General features: G+C 71.8%; 18 protein-coding genes and 5 pseudogenes. 10 read left to right on the top strand and 13 right to left on the bottom strand.

Annotation, left to right across the window (positions count from 1 at the left end):
* From M878_RS000000100690 to M878_RS000000100685, 5 genes and pseudogenes are all read right to left on the bottom strand, one after another.
* Positions 1-665, bottom strand: a pseudogene (locus M878_RS000000100690) (hypothetical protein); the annotation flags it as partial.
* Positions 662-2158: a GT4 family glycosyltransferase PelF gene (pelF, locus tag M878_RS88410; RefSeq protein WP_023553206.1), complete on the bottom strand. Its 1497-nt coding sequence runs from the start codon at positions 2156-2158 to the stop codon at positions 662-664. The pseudogene M878_RS000000100690 and the gene pelF, both read right to left, overlap by 4 nt.
* Positions 2159-2272: 114 nt before the next feature.
* The gene (locus M878_RS88405) at positions 2273-4399 is read right to left on the bottom strand and encodes a hypothetical protein (RefSeq protein WP_023553205.1); all 2127 of its coding nucleotides are present in this window, start codon (positions 4397-4399) and stop codon (positions 2273-2275) included.
* A gap of 397 nt (positions 4400-4796) precedes the next feature.
* Positions 4797-5324, bottom strand: coding sequence for a hypothetical protein (locus tag M878_RS88400; protein WP_031227101.1), 528 nt, complete (start codon positions 5322-5324; stop codon positions 4797-4799).
* Positions 5325-5692: 368 nt separating this feature from the next.
* Positions 5693-6742: a hypothetical protein gene (locus tag M878_RS000000100685; RefSeq protein WP_023553203.1), complete on the bottom strand. Its 1050-nt coding sequence runs from the start codon at positions 6740-6742 to the stop codon at positions 5693-5695.
* A gap of 284 nt (positions 6743-7026) precedes the next feature.
* Between M878_RS000000100685 and M878_RS88390 the strand changes: the two genes are divergently transcribed.
* Positions 7027-7941, top strand: coding sequence for an SGNH/GDSL hydrolase family protein (locus M878_RS88390; protein ID WP_023553202.1), 915 nt, complete (start codon positions 7027-7029; stop codon positions 7939-7941).
* Positions 7942-7990: 49 nt separating this feature from the next.
* Here the strand turns inward: M878_RS88390 and pgm are convergent, their stop codons facing one another.
* Complete coding sequence (gene pgm, locus M878_RS88385; RefSeq protein WP_023553201.1) at positions 7991-9631, bottom strand: phosphoglucomutase (alpha-D-glucose-1,6-bisphosphate-dependent); 1641 nt, start codon at positions 9629-9631, stop codon at positions 7991-7993.
* A 159-nt stretch (positions 9632-9790) separates the two neighbouring features.
* On the opposite strand from pgm, the gene M878_RS88380 reads away from it, so the two are divergent.
* Complete coding sequence (locus M878_RS88380; protein WP_023553200.1) at positions 9791-10411, top strand: DUF4328 domain-containing protein; 621 nt, start codon at positions 9791-9793, stop codon at positions 10409-10411.
* A 10-nt stretch (positions 10412-10421) separates the two neighbouring features.
* Here M878_RS88380 and M878_RS88375 read toward each other — a convergent pair whose 3' ends face one another.
* The gene (locus M878_RS88375; RefSeq protein ID WP_023553199.1) at positions 10422-11270 is read right to left on the bottom strand and encodes a chitosanase; all 849 of its coding nucleotides are present in this window, start codon (positions 11268-11270) and stop codon (positions 10422-10424) included.
* A gap of 285 nt (positions 11271-11555) precedes the next feature.
* Between M878_RS88375 and mgrA the strand changes: the two genes are divergently transcribed.
* The 5 genes and pseudogenes from mgrA (at position 11556) to M878_RS88350 (ending at position 14717) form a co-directional block, all read left to right on the top strand.
* Entirely contained in the window at positions 11556-12599 is a 1044-nt protein-coding gene (gene mgrA / locus M878_RS88370; RefSeq protein WP_023553198.1) for an L-glyceraldehyde 3-phosphate reductase, read from the top strand.
* Between the two features lie 152 nt (positions 12600-12751).
* The gene (locus tag M878_RS88365) at positions 12752-12934 is read left to right on the top strand and encodes a hypothetical protein (RefSeq protein WP_023553197.1); all 183 of its coding nucleotides are present in this window, start codon (positions 12752-12754) and stop codon (positions 12932-12934) included.
* Positions 12935-13142: 208 nt separating this feature from the next.
* Positions 13143-13597 (top strand): annotated as a pseudogene (locus M878_RS88360) (cation:proton antiporter regulatory subunit).
* A gap of 14 nt (positions 13598-13611) precedes the next feature.
* Positions 13612-14042: pseudogene (locus M878_RS88355) on the top strand (cation:proton antiporter domain-containing protein); the annotation flags it as partial.
* Between the two features lie 51 nt (positions 14043-14093).
* Entirely contained in the window at positions 14094-14717 is a 624-nt protein-coding gene (locus M878_RS88350; protein ID WP_031227095.1) for a DedA family protein, read from the top strand.
* A 52-nt stretch (positions 14718-14769) separates the two neighbouring features.
* Here M878_RS88350 and M878_RS000000101195 read toward each other — a convergent pair.
* The 4 genes and pseudogenes from M878_RS000000101195 to M878_RS88335 form a co-directional block, all read right to left on the bottom strand.
* Positions 14770-15006, bottom strand: a pseudogene (locus M878_RS000000101195) (cysteine hydrolase family protein); the annotation flags it as partial.
* A gap of 140 nt (positions 15007-15146) precedes the next feature.
* Positions 15147-15453, bottom strand: a pseudogene (locus M878_RS000000102035) (cysteine hydrolase family protein); the annotation flags it as partial.
* Positions 15453-17117 carry an MFS transporter gene (locus tag M878_RS88340; RefSeq protein WP_245238446.1) on the bottom strand — a complete coding sequence of 555 codons (1665 nt, stop codon included), beginning with the start codon at positions 17115-17117 and terminating at the stop codon, positions 15453-15455. The pseudogene M878_RS000000102035 and the gene M878_RS88340, both read right to left, overlap by 1 nt.
* Before the next feature lie 167 nt (positions 17118-17284).
* Entirely contained in the window at positions 17285-17707 is a 423-nt protein-coding gene (locus M878_RS88335; RefSeq protein WP_023553189.1) for a MarR family winged helix-turn-helix transcriptional regulator, read from the bottom strand.
* A gap of 226 nt (positions 17708-17933) precedes the next feature.
* Between M878_RS88335 and M878_RS88330 the strand changes: the two genes are divergently transcribed.
* On the top strand, positions 17934-18374 hold the full coding sequence (locus M878_RS88330) for an ATP-binding protein (RefSeq protein WP_023553188.1): 441 nt from the start codon (positions 17934-17936) through the stop codon (positions 18372-18374).
* 12 nt (positions 18375-18386) lie between these two features.
* Here the strand turns inward: M878_RS88330 and M878_RS88325 are convergent, their stop codons facing one another.
* On the bottom strand, positions 18387-19520 hold the full coding sequence (locus M878_RS88325) for an aminotransferase (RefSeq protein WP_023553187.1): 1134 nt from the start codon (positions 19518-19520) through the stop codon (positions 18387-18389).
* Positions 19520-20371, bottom strand: a complete 852-nt coding sequence (locus M878_RS88320; RefSeq protein ID WP_158692840.1) for an ornithine cyclodeaminase family protein — start codon at positions 20369-20371, stop codon at positions 19520-19522. The genes M878_RS88325 and M878_RS88320 overlap by 1 nt, the downstream gene beginning before the upstream one ends.
* Positions 20372-20433: 62 nt before the next feature.
* On the opposite strand from M878_RS88320, the gene M878_RS88315 reads away from it, so the two are divergent.
* On the top strand, positions 20434-21009 hold the full coding sequence (locus M878_RS88315; RefSeq protein WP_031227089.1) for a helix-turn-helix domain-containing protein: 576 nt from the start codon (positions 20434-20436) through the stop codon (positions 21007-21009).
* A gap of 155 nt (positions 21010-21164) precedes the next feature.
* Complete coding sequence (locus M878_RS88310; protein ID WP_023553184.1) at positions 21165-22097, top strand: 4Fe-4S dicluster domain-containing protein; 933 nt, start codon at positions 21165-21167, stop codon at positions 22095-22097.
* The last annotated feature ends 86 nt before the right edge of the window (positions 22098-22183 follow it).

Here is a 22183-nt window from a genome sequence, read left to right as displayed (position 1 = left end):
GCCAGGACCAGCAGGACGCCCGCCGCCGCGAGGTACAGCGACTGTGCTGCCGTCGCCGCGATCACCGGGGCGCTGCCGGCGAACGGGGCGGCGGCGGCCGTGGCGAGCGCGGCGCCCAGGGGTGCGCCGGTCAGGAGAGTGCGGGCCGCCTCGTGGCGGCCGGTCGCCATCCGTACGTGCGCGCGGTGGCCGAGCGCCTGGCCCCACGCCCAGGAGAGCAGTCCGGCGAGGATCAGCGCGGCGGCGTGCCGACCCGGGTGCCACAGGGGTGCGGTGAGCGGATAGGCCAGCCCCGGCAGGGCGAACACCACCCCGCGCAGCAGGGAGCGGACGTGGTCGGGGCGCCAGGGGTCGGCTGCCGGTGCGGGTTCCGGGAAGGTCCGGGGCACCTGTGCGTAGAGGGCGGTGGCGAGGGCGAAGAGGTCCGGATGGCCGTACCGTTCCTCGATCTGGTCCGCGGTCAGGCCCTCGGCCTCCAGCAGGGCGGCCACCTCGTAGGGGTGGACGGCGGGGCCGATGCGGTCGGCGAGTTCGGCGGCGAGCCGGCTGACGGCCTTCCGCACGGGCGCGTGGTCGTCGTGGGCGCGGGCGGGCGGCACGGCGAGCCGCAGGGCGAGCGTGTCCCGTTCGGTGCCGCCCGGTTCGAGAGCCATGGGTCCGCTCATCCGGCCAGGCTCCCCGCGCCGGCCGGCTGCGGCAGGATCGTCAACGGTCTTTCCAGAGTGGGCAGTTCGAGATAGATGGAGCGGAAGGTGTCGATGGTCTGACGCAGGGTGAACTGGTCGATCACGCGCAGCCGGGCCGCCTCCCCCATCGCCCTGCGGCGCTCGGGGTCGCCCAGCAGCCGTACAGCCGCCGCGGCCATGCTGGCGGGATCGCGCGGCGGAACGACGAGCCCGGTGTCACCGACGGCCTCGCGTACGCCGCCGACGTCGGTGGAGACGGTGGCCCGGCCGCAGGACATGGCCTCGATGAGGGTGAACGGGAAGCCTTCGCTGATGCTGGAGAGCATCACGACGTTCCCGGCCGCGTAGGCGTCCTTGATGTCGTCGACCCGGCCCTCGAACGTGACGGCGTCCGCGTGCCCCAGCTCGGCCGCCAGTGCTTCGCAGCGCTCCCGGTACGCCTCTCCGCCGCGCGGTGTGCCGCCGAACAGCCGCAGCCGGGCCTCGGGTATCTCGGCCCGGACCAGGGCGAAGGCGCGGATCAGGGTCTCCAGGTCCTTGATGGGGTCCACCCGGCCCGCCCAGCTGAGGGTCGGCACGCCGGGTTCGGGGCCGGCCGGCGGGAAGGCGGCGGGATCGACCCCGTTGTAGACCGTGCGGATGGCCTGCGGGTCGGCGCCGCCCTGCTCCTCCCACAGCCGGTTGTAGCGGTTGCCCGGGGTGATCAGGGCGGCCCGGCGGTAGCTCTCCTCGGCGAGCAGCCGGAAGAAGCCGAGGACGACGGCCTTCACCGGCCAGCGGTAGGGGGCGGTGCGGTAGCCGAGGTAACGCTCGCGCAGATAGACGCCGTGCTCGGTGAGCAGCAGCGGGACGTCATGACGGGCCAGGCCGGCGAGTCCGGGCAGGACGGCGACGCCGCCGCTGACCGCGTGGGCCACGCCGTGCCGGGGCGGTGGCGCGGCGAGCGGGCGCAGGGCGTGTTCCAGCAGGGCGGTGGCGGTGACCGCGTCGTGCAGGGTGGGCCGGGCCTCGCGGACGGCGAGGCCGCGGCGGTTCCACACCGCGGCCAGGACGGCGATGGCGCGGTCCCCGCGGAGAAACGGGCTCAGCGTGCCCTCGGCCGCCGCCCCGGCCAGGGCGTACAGCCCGGGGGCGAACTGGTCCTCGGTGTCCGGGTCGAGCAGGGCGGTCAGGAAGCGTTCGTAGGCGACGGCGAGTCGGCGCAGGGCGCGGCCCCGGGGCGGGCGGCCTTCCGGCGGCGCTCCCCACATGGGTACGGAGAGCACGTGCTGGACATGGGCGGGCAGGTCCCATACGACGGGTTCGCGTCCGGTGCCGGTGACGGCGACGACCTCGAAGTCCAGGTCGGGCATGCCCTGGACGAGCTGGTCGCACCAGACGCTGACGCCGCCGTGGCTGTGCGGGTAGGTGCCTTCGGTGAGCAGGGTGACGTGCGCCGCGCCGGGGCGGCGCACGCCGTGCTGAACGTGCATCGATGGTGCTCCACGGCCTCGGTGTGGGGTGGTCGTGCGGGTCCCTGCGGGCGGCCGGGACCCGGGGCCGGTCGGGCGGCTGCCGCCGGACCGGCCCCCGGTGCGGTGTGCCGTTCAGCTCTCCGGGGTGTACGGGACCTGCCGAGTCACGCCGGCCGGAACCTTGGCGCGCGGAGCCGGAGCGGTGGCCGCCGTGCCGGTGTGCGCGGTGACGGCCGGGGCGGCGGCGGACGACGGAAGGGTGAAGGTGAGCGCCGTACCGGAGGAGGACGCCCAGCCGGACGTCTGGCCCGCGTAGGCGGTGCCGAAGGCGCCGCCGCCGAGGGTGGTGCCGGTGGGCAGGGTCGCGGTGACGTAGGTGCCGCCCGGCGCCTGCACGGTGACGGTGTCGCCGATGCGGTAGGTGGTGATCTGACCGGCGTGCACGGCACTCGTCCAGGCGGCGCGGCGCTGCAGTTCGGTGCCGATGTCCTTCATCCGCAGGTTGACCAGCGGGGTGTCGGCCGCGAACAGGGCGTCGTAGCCGTCGAGTACGCCGTTCAGGACCGGGTAGGCGATGCGGTCCTCGGCGAGGTTGGACTGGTGGATGAAGTGCGGCTTGGGGTCGTCGGAGAGCACATGACCGAGGGCGATACGGGTCTCCAGCGGCACGATGTAGTCCTGGAACCCGGTGCCGGTGTCCAGCGGCGCCGGGAGGCAGGTGGTCGTCGCGGGGTTGTCCTCGCAGATGCCGCTGCCGCCCTGGGCGCGGCTGGTGTAGAGCCAGTTGTACTCGTCGGTCTCCTCGCTCGCCCTGCCCGCGTTGTAGAAGACGTTCATCGGGTAGCGGGAGACGGTGGCCGCCGGTCCGACCTGGCGCTGCTCGGGGTCGCGGGAGTTGTCCGAGCCGAGCCACTTGACGCCGTTGTCCAAGAGCGCGGGCGCCAGGTTGGGGTTGTCGTCGGGCTGCTGGGGCAGGATCCGCAGTCCGGAGTGCTCACCGGTCACCAACTCGCTGGCGTCCAGCGGGAGTCCGGCGACCTGGCCCCAGGCGCGGTTGGCGGCGATCTCGTAGTCGATGGTGGCGCGGCCGACCCACTTGGTGCTGCCGTCGGCGTTCGTCCGGCACTTCCAGGGCACGACCGTGGTGTCCTGCTCGCAGCCGAGGAAGGCGTGCGTGTAGGTGTGGTTGACCCAGCGGAACTGGTTCCGGTCGGCGATGAGCTTGTCGGCGAGCTGGTCGACGCCGTTGTTGTCCGCGCGCTGGTCGACGCTGCCCGCGCCGTTGTAGAGGAGGTCGAGGGTGAAGTGGTGGCTGTTCTGCCAGGCGGTGGCGTAGTCGACGTCGGCCGGGGTCATCCGGATCGGGCTGGGCGTGACCGAGCTGTTGGTGCAGTCGACGTCGCCGGGCGTGCAGTTCAGCTCGGTGTCCCAGCGGTCGTCGGCACCGAACACGTCGTCCACGTGCACGGCGAAGTAGTTGCGGGAGGCGCCGAGGTGGACCCCGCCGGTCATCCACTCCACGATGCCGCGGGACAGCAGCCGGAACTGTTCCTGGTACTGGTTGTAGACAAAGGTGACGACCAGCTCGCGCCGCCCGTCGTGCCGGTATTCGCCGACCAGCGAGCCCTGCCGGGAGCTGCCGGGGATGGGGGCTTGAACGTACGGGGTGAAGTCGGCGCCGGGCGCGGGCGTCGACAGATAAGCGTAACTCTCGCCCACCGACGGTGAGTTGTCCTCGAACGGCACCGTGCCCTTGAGGTAGCCGAAGGGTCCGGCCTTGCCGGCGTCGGTGACCTGGGCCTGTATACCGTCGATGCTGCCGGAGTAGCCGCCGGAGGTCGGGACCTGCAGGCCGGCCTGGGGCCGGGCGTAGGTGTAGGCGTCGACCTGCGGAATGGCGTAGGTCTGCTCGTAGGAGGCCAGCGCGGCCATCTCGGCGCTGCCGGCGGTGAACGGGTTGTCGTTGGGCAGGACGACGGCCTGGAACCTGGCCCGCGGCCGGCCGTCGACGGTGTCGGCGAGGAAGCCGGCGTCGATAGCAGGCCGCGTGGAGCTGGTGAGGTCGACCTCGGTGTACGGCGTTCCGGCGGCGTCGAGTTCGGCGGCGATGGCGTCGGTGGCCGGACCACCGTCGCTCACCACCAGGACTCTGAGGTCGATGCGCGGCGCGGTGGTGTCGGCCTGGGCCGGGCCGGCCTGCAGGCCGAGCGCGGCGGTCAGCGCGCCCAAGGCCAGCGCGGTGCGGATGGTCCGCTTCATGCGGTGAAGTCCCCTCCCCGGGCAGGGGTGAGTACAGCTCCGCAGAGCGGACCCACCCCCTTGCGTGACGCCGGCATCCCCCTCAGAAGCCGGTCGTCGACGCATCCGTCGCGTCACATGGTGATGGCCCTGTGTAGCTTTTGTGGGCGTGTTACGAAACCTGACGGAAAATCACAGGTATCCAACGGCCCACGGGGGCAACCCCGTTGACACTTTTTCCGTCGCCCGCATGAGGGGACGCCACTGACGGACGGATCCGTTCCGCAGGTACGGCCGCAGTACGACGCACCGGCGGACCATGAGGGTCCGCCGGGCGAGGTGTGGATGGTGCGCGCCGCGCGGGACGTTGGGCGGGGAGGCCGGATCCGGTCCCCCGGCCGCGGAACCGGGGCATCCGTCAGGCGCAGAGCACTCGCGTCTCGGGTGTGTAGACAGGCCCGCCGCTGGTGTTGGTGCTGTCGCTGAACTCGGCGTAGTAGTACGAGTAGAAGCCGATGTTGCCGTTGCAGCCGGAGTCGGCGGCGATCCGCAGGGTCAGCGTGACGGTGCGGCTCTGGCCGGGCGGGATGGTGGCGCCGTAGTTGCCGCCGAGGTTGCTCGGGCCGGTGCCGGAACAGGACGTGGCGCCGGCGGCGGTAGCCAGACTGCAGCCGGTGAAGCTGTACTTCAGGTCCGGGCGCTGCGTGGTCAGCCAGGTCGGGTCGATGGTCTGGTACACGAACCAGACGTCGTAGGTCTTGTTGTTGGTGATCGTCATCGACAGCTTCACCGTGCCACCGGGGGTGGTGGTGGCGCTGTCGGTGGCGAAGGCCAGGGCGGCCGGCGCGGGTTCGGCGGCACTGGCGCCGGGGGCGAATCCGAAGACAGTGAGGACGAACGCGAGGACGGCGGTGAGACCGAGACGTCTCATCAGAGGTGATCGCATGGCCCGGGAGGCTAGGCACGCGATCGGCACGCCGTCTGCCCCACGGGAGAGCCTCCGCACGCAGGTCGGCCGAAAGTGTTCGCTACGTGAAGAACTCGTGATGGATACGTGACGAAGGCTCGCGAGCTGGATCCCCGCACCCTGCCGGCGGGTGCCGGGAGAGCCGTGGCGGGCGCGCCGGGCGGGTAGTGCGGCGGTCGGGGTATTGGCGGGGACGAGACGCCCCACCTTCGGCGGAACGCGGCCCACCGGTTGTGCGCGTGCACACTTCTCAGCCAACTGCCGTTTTTCGGCCGGGTGTTGGGAACGCGGCCAGGCCGCCCTGTACGGGGCGGCCTGGCCATCTCTCACGGATCTTCCGGCTTCCTTCAGTCGCCGCCCTCCTCCCCGCCGCCCTCGTGGTGCTCCTCGTGGTGCTCCTCGTGCGGCTTCGAGGGCTTGACCGGGGGCTGCGGATACTCGGGCTTCACGGGGGGCTGCGGATACTGGGGCTTGACCGGGTGCTGCGGATACTCAGGCTTCACCGGACGCTGCGGATACTCGGGCTTGACCGGGTGCTGCGGATACTCAGGCTTCACCGGGTACTCCGGCTTCACCGGGTGCTGCGGATACTCCGGCTTGACCGGGTGCTGCGGATACTCCGGTTTGACCGGGTACTCCGGCTTCACGGGGCGCTGCGGATACTCAGGCTTCACCGGGTACTCCGGCTTCACCGGGTGCTGCGGATACTCCGGTTTGACCGGGTACTCCGGCTTCACGGGGCGCTGCGGATACTCAGGCTTGACCGGGTACTCCGGCTTCACCGGGTGCTGCGGGTACTCCGGCTTCACGGGGTATTCCGGCTTCACCGGACGCTGCGGGTACTCCGGCTTCACCGGATACTCGGGCTTGACCGGACGCTGCGGATACTCAGGCTTGACTGGACGCTGCGGATATTCCGGCTTCACCGGGTACGCAGGCTTCTCCGGATACTCAGGCTTGACCGGACGCTGCGGATATTCCGGCTTCACCGGCATAGCGGGCTTAGCAGGCTTCTCCGGATACGCCGGCTTCACCGGACGCTGCGGATACTCCGGCTTCACCGGCATAGCGGGCTTAGCAGGCTTCTCCGGATACGCCGGCTTCACCGGACGCTGCGGATACTCCGGCTTCACGGGAACGGCGGGCTTCTCCGGATGCGCCGGGTACTCGGGCTTCACCGGGGCGAAGGGCTTCTCCGGATGCGCCGGGTACTCGGGCTTCATCGGAGACGTGGGCTTCTCCACGTGACGCGGGTGTGCCGGTTCGTTCGGGTACGGGGGCGGGGTGGTGCGGTCCTGGGCGTAGCCGGCTCCCGCGTTCGCCAGCGTGGCTGCGGCCAGCGCGGCGGCGGTGGCGGCCGACGCCAGAACGGATCGCCGTCGCGGCGATGTCGTCATACTCTCCACTCTCCTCGACTTGGGTCAGAGCTTTATGACGTCTGGTCAGTCCCAAGGGCTCGATAGTGGAATGATCAGGAAATCGCAGCCGCGAATAACGCTGCGGTGGCGAGAAGCCACCGGATGGGGTAGTGCAGAACACCGGTTGGCCCCGCCTCCTCAACTCGTTGCCCCGCGCTGCTGGTCCGCGAGACCTACCGGGCGGTATACAGACCCAGTCGAACGCACGAGTGGCGCGCTCCGGTGCGCCGACCGGGCGATACACCCGCTCAGGGGGAGGATTCATGGCGAACGACACACGTTCAGCGGACGGCACGAGAGTCCGGCGGCGGGCTGCCGTGGTGGCGGCGCTGGGCGGGTGCGCCCTCGTCGCGGCTTCCACGACACCAGCCGCCGCGCACCCCGCCGGACCGGGCCGCGATGTCCGTTACGTGGCTCTCGGCGACTCCTACACCGCGGGCCCGGGCATCCCGAGCCAGGTGGACGCGCACTGCGCGCGCTCCGACCACAACTACCCGACGCTGGTCGCGGCACAGCGGCAGGTGACCGCCTTCACGGACGTCAGCTGCTCCGGCGCGACGACCGCCGAGATGTGGCAGGCGCAGGGCACCAACAAGCCCCAACTCGACGCAGTAGGGCACGACACGGATCTGGTGACCGTCCAGATCGGCGGCAACGACGTCGGGTTCGGCCCGATCATCAGCACCTGCGCCCACCTCGCCGCCCAGGACCCGACGGGCAACCCCTGCGAGCGCTCCTACCAGGCGTCCGGCTACGACCAGCTCACCCTCGCGATCGTACGGACCGCGCCGAAGGTCGACCGGGTGCTGCGGGCCGTACACGCCCGGGCTCCGCACGCACGCGTGCTGGTCGTCGGCTACCCGGACCTGCTGCCCGACGACGGCAGCGGCTGCTTCCCGCAGGTCCCCTTCGCCCGGAAGGATTTCGCCTACCTGCGCGACACCGAGAAGCGGCTCAACCTGATGCTGCGCGTGGTGGCCGGCCTCAACCGGGCGGACTACGCCGACACCTACGCTCCCACGATCGGCCACGACATGTGCAAGGCACCCGCGGACCGCTGGATCGAACCGCTGCAGCCGGCCGCGCCCGCGGCCCCCGCCCACCCGAACGCCCAGGGGGAGCAAGCCATGGCACGTGCGGTCCTGGCCCGGCTGGACGAGGGACACCGGCACGGCTGAGCCGGCGGCGGCCACCGGTACGCGATGCCGGAGGCCGCCGGACGACGCATCAGCCGCCGAGCGCGCCCAGCACCACGGCCTGGGCCTCCTCCTGCACCCGGGCGAGATGGCCGGCACCGAGGAAGGACTCGGCGTAGACCTTGTAGACGTCCTCGGTGCCGGAGGGGCGGGCCGCGAACCAGGCGTTCTCCGTCGTGACCTTGATGCCGCCGATGGCGGCGCCGTTGCCGGGTGCCTCGGTGAGGACGGCCGTGACGGCCTCTCCGGCGAGCGTGCCGGCGGTGACCTGCGCCGGGGACAACTTGCCGAGCAGCGCCTTCTGTTCACGGGTCGCGGGCGCGTCGATGCGGGCGTAAGCGGGTGCGCCGAAGCGGGCGGTCAGGCCCGCGTAGTGCTCGGACGGCGTCCGGTCCGTGACGGCCGTGATCTCGGAGGCGAGCAGGGCCAGCAGGATGCCGTCCTTGTCGGTGGTCCACACCGAGCCGTCGCGGCGCAGGAAGGACGCGCCGGCCGACTCCTCACCGCCGAACCCGAGCGTGCCGCCGGCCAGTCCGTCCACGAACCACTTGAACCCGACCGGAACCTCGACCAGTTGACGGCCGAGGTCGGCGGCGACCCGGTCGATCATCGTCGAGGAGACCAGCGTCTTGCCGATGCCCGCGTCGGCGGGCCACTGGTCGCGGTGCCGGTAGAGGTAGGAGATGGCGACCGCGAGGTAGTGGTTGGGGTTCATCAGGCCGGCGTCCGGGGTGACGATGCCGTGCCGGTCGGCGTCGGCGTCGTTGCCGGTAGCGATGCGGAACCGGTCGCGCTGCTCGATGAGGGAGGCCATCGCGTACGGCGAGGAGCAGTCCATGCGGATCTGCCCGTCCCAGTCCAGCGTCATGAACCGCCAGGTGGGGTCGGTGTGCGGGTTGACCACGGTGAGGTCGAGGCCGTGCTGTTCGGCGATACGGCCCCAATAGGCGACGGAGGCACCGCCGAGCGGGTCGGCACCGATGCGCACGCCGGCCGCACGGATCGCGTCCAGGTCGAGCACGTTCGGCAGATCGCCGACGTAGGCGCCGAGGAAGTCGTACCGCCCGGTCGTCTCCGCGGCGAGCGCTCGCGCATACGGCACTCGGCGTACGTCCTTCAGGCCGCCCATGATGATCTCGTTGGCCCGGTCCTGGATCCGGGAGGTGGCGTCGGAGGCCGCCGGTCCGCCGCTCGGCGGGTTGTACTTGAAGCCGCCGTCGGCGGGCGGGTTGTGGGACGGGGTGACGACCACGCCGTCGGCGAGGCCGGAGGCGCGGCCGCGGTTGTGGGTGAGGATCGCGTGCGAGACGGCGGGGGTGGGTGTGTAGCCGTCGGCGCTGTCGATGCGCACGGTCACTCCGTTGGCGGCGAACACCTCCAGCGCGGTGACCTTCGCGGGCTCGGACAGGGCGTGGGTGTCGGCACCGAGGAAGAGGGGGCCGTCGGTGCCCTGGGCCGTGCGGTACTCGCAGATGGCCTGGCTGGTGGCGGCGATGTGGTCCTCGTTGAAGGCGGTCGCCAGGGACGAACCCCGGTGCCCGGAGGTGCCGAACGTCACCCGCTGGGCCAGGTCGGCCGGGTCCGGGTGCAGTGCGTAGTAGGCCGTGACCAGCCGGGCCACGTCGACAAGGTCCTCGAAACCGGCCGGCCGGCCGGCTCGCTCGTGCGGCATGGGTCCGTTCCTCCGCATCGTCGGATCGATCGCTCACCGCCCATCTTTGCTCGTCAGGACCCTGCCACGCGAGTGCGCCCGGCCTTATGATCCGGTGCTCCGATCTTCGCGCCGTACTGCCGCCCGTGCAGGGCGCCTTCCCCAGACAGGTCTTCCACCGTGACCGGATCCACCCCCCAGGCCCCTTGGTTCCTCGCTCGCTCCGCCCAGTTCACCGTAGCGGCGGCGGCCGGCGTCGAGTGGGTCCGAGCGCTGAAGGTCCGCGCTCATCTGCTGCATCCGTCGGCCTCGACGGCCGCCGAGGCCGCCCGGGTGTCGATGATCTACGTCTATGTGATGACGGCGGCGGTCGTGCTGTTCCTGGTGTGGTTCGCCGGCTGCCGGCGCAACGCCGAACTCCTCTCGCCCGGTGCGGTGCGCGGCTCGGCCGCGTGGGCCGTACTCGCGTGGCTGATCCCGGGAATCAACTTCTGGGCGCCACGCGGGCTCCTGCTCGACGTGCGGCGCGCGAGCGGCCCCGCCGGCGCGGACCCGGGCCGTGGGGACCTGCTCGTCAACGCGTGGTGGGCGGCCTGGCTCGGGCATGCGGTGCTGTCCCTGGTGGGTACCCAGGTGGCGGGCGGTACCTCGCTGCCGCTGCTCGTGGCGGCGCAGGCCCTGGACGTGCCGGCCGCCGCCCTGGCGGTCACTCTGATCGAGCGGATCACGAAGCGGCAGGCCGCCGGGCTGCGCACCGTGGAGCCGGTGCCCGCGCCGGAGGGCCTGCCGCACGCGTCGTAGGGCCCGCGGGTCAGCCGATGTGGTAGCTGTCCCCGTACACCTTCCAGTCGAGCGGGGTGTTCAGGTCGAGGTTGCCCTTGCGCAGGAACACCCGCTGTTCGGTGTCGACCCGGCTGGTGTCGCTGTGCGCCTCCTCCTGCTTCATGGCCCACACCCGCGCGTCGAGGAAGGCGTTGAGGTACGTCGTCTCGTCGCCGCCCTGCGCCGGCGGCTTGGCGCTGCGCAGGGCGCGCTTGCGGATGTTGCGGAAGCTCGTGGGGTCGTCGCCGTCGCCGTGCATGACGATGGCGTCGTAGTAGCAGAACTGGCCCAGGGTGCGCAGGCCGTCCGCCTTGCCCTGGGCGACCGCGGGGTTGAAGTAGACCCGGTCGCGCTCGTCGTTCTGGCACTGCTGGAACACCGTGTCCTGGGCGGCCTTGCGCCAGTCCTTGGGGTAGTTCGGGTCGAGGCCGTCGTGCGAGTCGCTGCCGTTGACCTTGCGCAGGGCGGGCAGGTACTTGGCGAGGGTGTTGCCGGACTCGCGGTCGGCGTAGAGCTGGACGAGGTCGAGCATGTCGCCGGTGCCGGAGCAGAAGCCGATGATGCCGGCGGTGTAGCCGCGGCCGTCGCCGATGTCCTCGATGTACTTGTACTGGGCCTTCCAGTCGAGCGAGGAGTTCTCCGCGCTCGACACCAGTTCCATGGCGATCTCCTTCTTCGCCGGGTCGTCGAGGCCCGACGCGGCCGTGGGGGCCGCGGGTGCCGCGAGGGCGCGCTGGGTTCCGAGCAGCGCGCCGGAGGCGACGGCGGCGCCGAGCACGGCGACGACGGTGCGGCGGGAGACGGTGGCGGGGGCTGTTTCGCGGTCTGCGTGCACCACTTGGACTCCAAGTCGGGGCGGGGGGTGGGGAGTTGGTCCGTACCGCTACTGGTAGGAAAGTTTCCTATCAGAGCCACCGCGGACCGGTAACCCGATCTGCGCGAAGTTCGTAGGATCGAACAAGCGCCGTCGGCGGGAGTGGCTCGGGCGCGGCCGATTCAGAAGCGGAACCGCTCAATCCCATCCGGGGCGGCGGTTGGACTTGCGCGACGCGAAGGCACAGGGTGGACGGGCCCGTCCGGACACGGAGGGGCACCCCCTACGGCACCACCCGGAGAAGACCCGATGACCCACGTCGCGGACCCCGCACGCTACGACGGCACCATGCGTTACCGGCGCACCGGCCGCTCGGGGCTGGACCTGTCCGTCCTGTCCCTGGGCTACTGGCACAACTTCGGCGACGACCGCCCCTTCGAGACCCAGCGCGAGATCGCCCTGCGCGCCTTCGACCTCGGGATCACGCACCACGACCTGGCCAACAACTACGGCCCGCCGTACGGCGCGGCCGAGTTGAACTTCGGACGGCTGCTGAAGCGGGACCTCGCGCCGTACCGCGACGAGCTGGTGATCTCCACCAAGGCCGGCTGGGACATGTGGCCCGGCCCCTACGGGCAGGGCGGCGGCTCCCGGAAGTACGTGCTGGCCTCGCTGGATCAGTCACTGCGCCGGATGGGCGTGGACTACGTGGACATCTTCTATTCCCACCGGCTGGACGCGAGCACGCCGTTGGAGGAGACGATGGGGGCGCTCGACACCGCCGTACGCCAGGGCAAGGCGCTCTACGTCGGCATCTCCTCGTACGACGCCGAGCGCACCCGCCAGGCGGCGGCGATCCTGCGGGAGTTGGGCACGCCGCTGCTGATCCACCAGCCGTCGTACAGCATGCTCAACCGCTGGATCGAGACCGACGGTCTGCTGGACGCGGCCGAGGAGGAAGGCTTCGGGGTCATCGGCTTCACGGCGCTCGCCCAGGGCCTGCTGACCGGCCGTTACCTGGACGGCGTGCCGGAGGACTCGCGGGCGGCGCGCGGCACGTCGTTCGACACGTCGTGGCTGACGGACGACATGCTGCGGCGGCTGCGCGCCCTGAACGACATCGCGGCCCGGCGCGGGCAGACGCTGGCGCAGCTGGCACTGGCCTGGGCGCTGCGCGACGAGCGGGTGACGTCCCTCGTCATCGGCGCCTCCCGCACCGAGCAGCTGGAGCAGAACGTCGCCGCGCTGGAGAACCCCGACTTCACGGCGGAGGAGCTGGCGGAGATCGACAAGCACGCGACCGAGGGCGGCGTGGACCTGTGGCGGGAGGCCCGATTGGGCCGGCTCGGGTGACGCACCGGAGGCGAAGAGACGGCCGGGGAGTGACCTGCGTCACAGACAGAAGGGATAAGTCGGACATACTTAGAGGCACGCCGACAGCGTTGTCATCACCCACGGCATCGCCGTCATCTCTCCTCCGCGACCTCCAAGGAGCCACCACCCCCATGGCGCACGGAGCCCACCGCAGCCCTCTTCTGCCTCCCCGTCCCGACCTGGGACTCGCCCGCGACTGCGAGGTGTGCCTCGGCTGGGGCACCGTCGTCACCCGCGACGGGGAGCACGAGCTGTGTCACGCATGCCAGACAGTCGCCGATGACGACGCGGGCGCCGCCCGTGCCGACTCATAGTTCGCGACATTCCCTCCCGACCGGCGCGCGCCGCACTGCCCGCGCGACCGATTCACGGCCCCATTCGCGGCCCGATTCAGAGCCGATCCGTGATCGATTCGCCGCACCCCCCGCCCGACCGGAACCCCCTCCGCCGGCCGCAAGCCGCCGGGGTAAGCTCCGAGTAATGCTCTCACCAAGAAACATTCAAGTCGGGCAGGGGGAAGCCGTGGGCGCCGTACGCACGAGTAGGAGACCGTTGTCGGGCATCGGCGCAGGCTGTCGGTGGTCACCCACCGGGACGGCTCGAGAACGCTCAGCGCCGATAAGGGCGAGGATCCCGACGCCTGCGCGCTCTCGATCCGGCTGTCCGGCCAGGAGGCCGAGGCCCTCGCCGGCACGCTGAATCCGACGCATCACAGCCCCAGCCTGCTGTCCACGATGGCACTGGGCCTGGTCGCCGAGCGCATCGCGCTGTCCGCGGCGTCGTAGTGGAACGTCCGGCTGCTCGGCGACACCCGGATGCGCACCGAGACCGGTGTGTCGATCGTGGCCGTCCTGCGGCGCGCCGAGACGATCCCCTCTCCCGGCCCCGGCTTCCGGCTGGCCGGCGGGGACACGCTGATCGTGATCGGCACCCGCGAGGGCGCCGACGCGGCCGCGGCGATACTCCGCCGGGAGTGATCGCATGCACTCCTCGGGATCTGTTCGCGGCGGTGTTTTCTTCGTCTTCTTCGGGCTGCGCACCGACCCGGCGAGCATCCTGCCGGTGCTGCTGCGCGCGCTGGCTCTCGCCGTCGTGACGACTCTCACCAAGGTCGCGACCGGGTACTGGGCGGCCCGGCGCGCCCGCATCTCGGCCAAGGGCCGCTGGCGGGCCGGCGGCACCCTGGTGGCGCGCGGCGAGTTCTCCATCGTCATCGCCGGTCTCGCGGTCACCGCCGTCCTCGACTACGGCCTCGGGCCGCTGGCCACGGCCTATGTGCTGGTCCTCGTCGTCCTCGGCCCGCTGACGGCCCGTTACACCGAGCCGCTCGCGCTGCGGCTGACCGGCCGCACGGCATCCGCGGTCGCGGGCGACATCCCGCGCCCGGTCGTACGCGGCCAGGACACCGTCGGTCGGCCCTGAGCCATGCCGCCGGGCACCGGCGCGCCGATCGGGGCGACGTACCGTGGAGGCATGTCCGCCCCTCCGCTTCCGGGTCCGCTCGCGCATCTGGCGCCGCTGCTCGGCCACTACGGCTACTGGGCCGTAGGGGCCGTGGTCCTGGTGGAGGACTTCGGAGTGCCCGCGCCCGGCGAGACGATCCTGCTGGCCGCGGGGGTGTACGCGGGTGCGGGGCGGCTGAACGTCGTGGCCGTGGCGCTCATCGCGTTCGCCGCGGCCGTCGTCGGGGACAACATCGGTTATCTGATCGGACGGGTCGGCGGGCGGGCCTTCGTACACCGGTGGGGGCGGTACGTCTTCCTGACGCCGGAGCGGTTCGCGGCGGCCGAGGCGTTCTTCGGCCGGCACGGCGGCCAGATCGTGTCCGTGGCGCGGTTCATCGAGGGCCTGCGCCAGGCCAACGGCATCATCGCCGGCACCACGGGCATGCACTGGCGCCGCTTCCTCGCCTTCAACGCGCTCGGCGCGGCCCTGTGGGTCGGCCTCTGGACAACCCTGGCCTACGTGGTCGGCAGCCACATCACGACCGTCTACGACGAGGTCTCGCGCTACCAGCTCTACGTCCTCGTGGCCGCCGCCGTGCTGATCGCGGCCTTCGCCGTACGGCACGTGGTACGACGGCGCCGCGAGCACTGACCGGTCTCCCATCGAACCCCTCCGACCGCCACCCGCTGCGGGCGTACGCCGGTCAGGACCGGTCCGCGGTGAGCCTCTTGGTCCACTCGGCGACGGACAGCACGTCCGCCTGGCGCGGGAAGACCTTCCGGGTGAGGACGTCGTGCACCTCGGGGTCGCTGTCCAGGCAGCCGCCCGCGAGCACGGTCAGGCGGTAGTCGAGGTCGGCGGCCTGGCGCACGGTGGACAGCACGACGCCGCTGGTGGCGATGCCGGTGAGCACGAGGTGGCCGATCCCGCCCGCTCCTAGCGGCCTGTCCGGCGGATCCTGTCAGCTGGACGCTCCCCACACTCGAATACGCGCGCAGGCGCACCCCCATCGCCCCCGCTCACCACCGCTGATGAAGCGCCGTCACTTTCCCGCGACCTGATCCGCCCGACAGGCTCTGGCACCAGGTCGAGGTCGCTGCCCGCGAACGCGCTCACGCACCGTTTTGTGAACACGACCGCGCCGGGGCGCGGAGCGACGTCGGGGTGGATCTCCGCCCCCCGGGTCGCCCTCGGCGAACCGGCCGGAACCGGCGACCGCGCTGAACGCCTTGTTGCCCGGGCTGACTTCGGGATGTCCGGGGCGGAAGCCGATGACCAGGCAGAGGACCGGCAGCCCGGCTTCGCGGGCGGCCTCGACGGCGTCGGCGAGGCGCGGCAGGCAGTCGTCCTCGTCGAAGCGCTCCGCGAGGGAGCCCTGAACGTCCATCACGAGGAGCGCGCCGTGCGCCGTGCCGGCTGTCCTTTCGTGCCGTGGGCCGGGCCGGGCTCGGACGGGTCGCCGTCGGCGCGTTCGGGGCCGCCGCGCAGGGCGGAGGCGAGCGCGGAGACCAGGGCCATGCCCGTGGCCACGCCGAAGACGATGGTCAGGCCGTGGTGGAAGGGCCCGGAGACCAGCTCCGGGAAGAAGGTGTGACCGGTCAGGGTGGCGCGCTGGGCGGCGGTCAGATGGTCCAGGGTGCCGCCGTCGCCGAGCAGATGGCCGATCGGGTTGTTGCCGAGGAACGTGGCGAACAGGGTACTGACCGGCGGCAGCGAGGCCACCTCGTGCGCGGTCCCGGCGGGCACGCCGTGCGCCTGGAGTCCGCCGCTGAGCGTCTTCGGCAGGGTGCCTGCGAGCCCGGAGACCATCAGCGAGAAGAAGACGCCGATGGACAGGGCCGTACCGGAGTTCTGGAAGGTGGAGCGCATCCCGGAGGCGACGCCACGGTAGCGGGCCGGCACGCTGCCCATGATGGAGGAGGTGTTGGGCGAGGAGAACATGCCCTGCCCCAGGCCGTTGAGCAGCAGCAGAGCCGCGAAGACGCCGTAGTCGAAATTCACCGGCAGAGCCAGCAGGCCGAGGAAGGACGCGGCGACGACGAGCAGCCCGACGGTGGAGAAGAGGCGGGCGCCGAACCGGTCGGACAGATAGCCGGAGACCGGTCCGGCGACGAGGAAGCCGAGGGTGAGCGGCAGCATGAAGATGCCGGCCCACAGCGGGGTGTCCTCGAAGTCGTAGCCGTGCAGCGGCAGCCAGATGCCCTGCAGCCAGATGATCAGCATGAACTGGAGTCCGCCGCGGGCGATCGCGGTCAGCAGCGCGGCCAGGTTGCCGGCGGCGAACGCCCGCACCCTGAACAGCGAGAGCCGGAACATCGGTTCGGCGGTCCGGGTCTCGACGAAGCAGAACACCAGCAGCAGGAAGGCGCCGCCGATCAGGCCGGTGAGCACCCAGGGGCTGGTCCAGCCGGTGGGGTGGCCGCCGTAGGGCTGGATGCCGTAGGTGATGCCCGCCAGCAGGATGCCGGCGCCCGAGGCGAAGGTGAGATTGCCGGCCCAGTCGATGTGGCCGCGTCCGCCGGCCGAGGTCTCGCGCAGGCTCAGATACGACCAGACGGTGCCGGTGATGCTGACCGGGACGCTCACACAGAACACCGCCCGCCAGTCGACCGCGGCGAGCAGACCGCCGGCAAGCAGGCCGAGGAACTGCCCCGCGAGCGCGGTGATCTGATTGATGCCGAGGGCCATGCCGCGCTGCCGGGCCGGGAAGGCGTCGGTGAGGATGGCCGCCGAGTTGGCGGTGAGCATGGAGCCGCCGAAGGCCTGCACGACACGCCACAGGATCAGCCAGAGCGCGCCCGCGCCCGCCTGGAACGGGTCGAGGGACAGGGCGACGGAGGCGCACGCGAAGACCAGGAAGCCGAGGTTGTAGATCCGGACCCGCCCGAACATGTCGCCGAGCCGGCCGAGGACGACCACGAGGACGGCCGACACCAGCAGATAGCCGAGGATCATCCACAGCAGATAGCCGATGTTGCCGGCCGCGAGCGGGTCGAGGCCGATGCCGCGGAAGATCGCCGGCAGCGAGATGATCACTATGGAGGCGTCCATGGTGGCGATCAGGACGCCGAGCGTGGTGTTGGAGAGGGCGACCCACTTGTAGCCGGGGCCCGGAGGTGTGTCCCGGAGCCGGGCGGAACCGGCGAGCAGCCGGGCGCGTATGCCGAACCCGTCGGCGCCACGCGAGGCGGGGCCGTGCGGGGCGGGTGCGGGGCCGGTCACAGTCGTTCCGCCAGTCGGTCGAGCAGGGGCAGGACGTCCTGCAGGGCCTGCCGCTCCTGCGGGGTGAACTCGTCCAGGGCACGGGCGAGGCGGCCCACGGACTCGGAACGGCGCTGCTCCAGCATCGTCCGTCCCTCGTCGGTGATCGACACGATGGCCCGGCGGCCGTCGGCCGTGTCGGGGGTGCGGCTCACCAGTCCGCGTTGTTCGAGTCCGGCGAGGGTGCTGGCCATCGCCTGCGGCCGGACCTGCTCGGAGTCGGCGAGCGAGCCGGGCGAGTCCGGACCGGTACGGGCCAGCCGGGCCAGCACCGAGACACCGGACAGCGTGACGTCCCCGACCGCGTGCGCCTGACGCAGTCGGCGGACGGTGCGGCCCATGGTCAGCCGCAGCGCGGCGGCCAGTGCAACCGTGTCCATGGTTACTAACGATAGGTTTATCAGTCTGGGCTGTTCAACCAAGCATAAGTAATTCGCCCGGACCGGTGCCTGTGACCCGGGGGTTCCTGTGCAATCGGGGGAATCCCGGCGAACGTCACCTTGTTCGGCGGCTCAGCGGGTAGCCGGGCATCGACGGGACAATCCCGTGGGCACAGCCCGTACGCACAGGAAGAGATCCTGGCCAGGAGGGAGAGAGCGACCGCGTATGGACACCCCGCTCGGGGCGCACGCGACGACGCGGCCCCGCCCGCTCAGCTACAGCCGTGCCTGGGACACCGGCGTACCCCGCATCGCCGACGCCAGGGACGCCGTCGCCGCCCTGCTCTCCCGGGTACGGCCCGCGCCCGCGCGGCGCTCGGTGCAGGACGCCCGGCTCGTCGTCAGCGAACTCGTCACCAACGCGGCCCTGCATGCGCCCGGCCCGTGCGCCCTGCGCCTGGAGTTGACGCCGGACGGCGCCGCACTGCGCGTCTCGGTGACGGACTCCTCTGCCGAGCCGCCCCGGCGGCGGCCTCCCGATCCCCTGCGCGTCGGCGGGCACGGGCTGTTTCTCGTCGCGCTGCTGTCCCGCGGCCTCGAGGTGACCTGGCTGCCCCACGGCAAGCGGGTCACGGCGACCGTGCCGCTCACCGCCGAGGAGGAGTGAGTCCGTCCACGGTCAGGCCTGGGCGAGGTGGTCGAGGAACCCGCCGGCCAGGTCCAGGCCGGTGCGCAGAGTCTCGGTGTCGTCGGCGAAGCCGATGCGCACGGTGTGCTCGATGCCGAACGCGGCGCCGGGGGTGAACATGACGCCGGTCCGCTCCAGCAGGCGGGTGCAGAACGCGTAGGAGCCGATCGGGGCGCGGTAGCGCAGCAGGGCCGTGGTGCCGGAGGCGGGACGTACGTAGCCGATGTCGTCGCGGCCGGTGACCCACTCGTCCAGGACGGCGAGGTTGGTGCGGGTGATCCGGTGGGCGCGGGCCAGGATCGCGTCCTTGTTCTCCAGAGCGACGCAGGCCAGCAGGTCGTCGACGCGTCCGACGCTGATGGTGCTGTAGTCCCGGTGCGTGGCGACGTCGGCCAGCAGTCCGGTCGGGCCGACGATCCAGCCCAGGCGCAGCCCGGCCAGCGAGAACGGCTTGGACATGCTGCCGGTGGAGATGCCGCGTTCGTACAGGTCGGCGATGGAGGTGGTGAATCCGTCGCCGTGCTGGTCCACGCCCCGGTAGACCTCGTCGCACAGCACCCATGCCCCGGCCCGCTCGGCGATCTTGGCGATGCGGGTCAGACCGGCCTCGTCGATGAGGGCACCGGTGGGGTTGTTGGGGTTGTTGACGGCGATGAGCCTGGTGTCCGGGGTGACCAGGCGGTCGAGTGCGTCGAGATCGGGCAGCCAGCCGTTCTCCTCGCGCAGCGGCAGGTGGTCGACGCGGGCGCCGTAGCTGTCCGGGATGGAGTAGTGCTGCTGGTAGGTGGGGACCACGGCCACGACGTGGTCCCCCGGCTCGACGAGCGTGCTGTGCACGAGGGCGTTCGCACCTATCGCCCCATGGGTGATCAGGACGTTGTCCGGCCCCTGGGCCGTGTAGAGGCCGGCGACCAGGCGGCGCAGGCGCAGGCGCAGGCTGCCCGGGATCGGGCCGTAGGTGAGCGGGGTGGCCTCCAGCTCGGCCAGTACCTCTTCGCGGCGGCCGGACAGGGCCAGCAGCTCCGCGGTGGTGAGCGAGCGGACGCAGGTCTCGGCCAGGTTGTAGCGGCAGGTCTCCTCGTGGTCGTTCATCCAGCGCTCGACCTCGAACTCGCGGATCTTCATCAGGGCTGTTCCTCGGTGGTGTCGGTGGTGTCGGTGTCGTACTCGTAGGCGGCCCGGGCGACGGCCGCGTCCTCGGTGCCCGGGCCCACGGACCGGAAGTACACCTGGCGCTGCCCGCCGGGGCGTGGGGCGTGGCCGGCGACCAGACCGGCCAGATCGCCGCGGACCGCGGCGGCGTCCCAGCCGGACGCGGCGGCCTGGACCAGCTCGGCGGCCGTCGTCGGGGGCGTTGGCCGAGATCGAGGTGACGACCGTGCCCGGGGCCAGATCAAGGGGTCCGGTACGTCACCGGCGACCGAGGTGCACAGCATCACCAGGTCCGCGCCCGCCACGGCCTCGCGGACGCCGGCGACGGCCTGGACACCGTCGTCCACGGACTGGGGCCGCGACCGGGAGAACGCGCGGCCGGCCATACCGGGGCGGACGAGGCGCAGGTAGCGGGCGTGTGCACGACCGGGGCGGCCGTATCCGACGATGGCCGCGGTGCGGGCGTCGTCGGACGGCAGCAGGAGGTCGGCGGCGAGCACGGTGGTGGCCGCGGTGCGCTCCGCGGTCAGGCCCGAGGCGTCGAGCAGCGCGAGCGGCTGCCCCGTGGACAGGCTCACCAGCATCGTCCAGGCGGTGACCAGCGCGCCGCCGGACGGCCGCGGAGGGTACGGGGAGACCTTGACCGCGTAGATCCCGGCGCCGGGCCGCACGGCCGGGTAGTGGATGACGTCACCGCCGCCGGGAAGACCGACGGCGAACTGGCCGGGTGCCGACGACGTGCCGCGGGAAAGGTCCGCGAAGGCATCGCGCAGCGCCGCCAGTACGGCCTGCTCGGGGACATGGGGCGTGGTGACTGCTCGCACGGTGAGCAATATATTGCTCACTAGGCGGCTGGGGCAAGTTTTTGTGCACTATAGTGCTCATCATGAGCAGCGAGCCGGCCACCGACAGCAGCGCCGCGCAGGAGTTCGTCACCCGCATCGGCGGGCGCATCCGGGCACTGCGCAAGCAGCGCGGCTGGAGCGTGCAGCGGCTGGCCGAGGCCGGCGGGCTCAGCCGGCGGATGCTCACCGACATCGAGCTGGGCCAGGCCAATCCGAGCCTCGCCACCGTCGACCGCGTCGCGCGGGCTCTGGACACCGACTTCGCCGCGCTGGCCCTGCCCGAGCGGGACGCGGCGGACGAGCAGGTCGAGGGCACGCTCGTATGGCAGGCCTCCGACGGCAGTCAGGCCCTGCTCCTGGGCGCGACACGGGAACCGGCAGCCGAACTGTGGCGCTGGACCCTGGCCCCCGGCGGCCGCTACGACGCCGAACCCGACCGGCCGGGCGCCCAGGAGATCCATCATGTGCTCTCCGGCCGCCTGACCCTGGCGCTGGAGAGCGGACCGCAGGTGGTGGCTCCCGGCCGGAGCGCGGTCATCGCCAGCGACCAGCAGTACGCCTACCGCAACGACGGCACCGAACCGGTCGTCTTCATGCGGGTCGTCACCGGCACCTGATCCCGCACCCGGCACCGGGCCGTTCATCGGTGCGCCGTGCCCCCGGTCATCGGTGCGCCGTACCCCCTGGACCGCTTCGCGCGAGCGGAGCGCGGGCACCCGTGCCACGCTCAAGACCGAGGAGTGCGCGGAGTCCCGAGCGAGGAGGTGCGGCGATGAGGGAGGGCGGCGAGGTCCGCGAACATCTTCTGTACGGCCCCGAGCCGGATGTGGCCGGCGCCTCCGGCTATCCCGACGCCCCGCCGAGGATGGGCTTCTTCACCGACACCTCGGTGTGCATCGGCTGCAAGGCCTGCGAGGTGGCGTGCAAGGAGTGGAACGCCGTCCCGGAGGACGGGCTCGCCCTGACCGGCATGTCCTACGACAACACCCAGAGCCTCGGCGCCGACACCTGGCGGCATGTTGCCTTCGTCGAGCAGCGCAAGCCGTTCGGCGGACCGGAGCCCGGGGTCGCGCACGACGACGTCGACGTGTTCGCGGCCGCCGCCCGGATCTCCCCGGTCGCCCCCGGCAGCCGTACCGAACTGCGCTGGCTGATGGCATCCGACGTGTGCAAGCACTGCACGCACGCCGCCTGTCTGGACGTGTGCCCCACCGGTGCGCTGTTCCGCACCGAGTTCGGCACGGTCGTCGTCCAGCCCGACATCTGCAACGGCTGCGGCTATTGCGTGCCCGCCTGCCCGTACGGCGTCATCGGCCAGCGCGAGGACGACGGCCGGGTGTGGAAGTGCACGCTGTGCTACGACCGGCTCGGCGCCGGTATGGAACCGGCCTGTGCGAAGTCCTGCCCGACCGACTCGATCCAGTTCGGCCCGCTGGAGGAGCTGCGGGAGCGGGCGGCGGCCCGGGTGGCGCAGCTGCATGCCGCGGGCGTGAGCGATGCGCGGCTGTACGGCGAGAGCCCGGACGACGGGGTCGGCGGTGCCGGGGCGTTCTTCCTGCTGCTGGACGAACCGGAGGTCTACGGTCTGCCCCCGGACCCGGTGGTCACCACGCGGGACCTGCCCGGCATGTGGCGGCACGCGGCCCTGGCCGCCGCCTCCCTGGCCGCCCTCGCCCTGAGCGGTTTCGTACGGAGGCTCCGGTGACAGCGGACGCCGGGCGTGGCCAGGGCTCGGGCCGCCGCGAGCGCCGGCGTCGGCGTGGGCGAGGCGAGGAGCTGATGGTGCCGGAC

This window comes from Streptomyces roseochromogenus subsp. oscitans DS 12.976 (genome assembly GCF_000497445.1).
GTDB lineage: Bacteria > Actinomycetota > Actinomycetes > Streptomycetales > Streptomycetaceae > Streptomyces > Streptomyces oscitans.
This window is presented reverse-complemented; position numbering and strand designations above follow the sequence as displayed.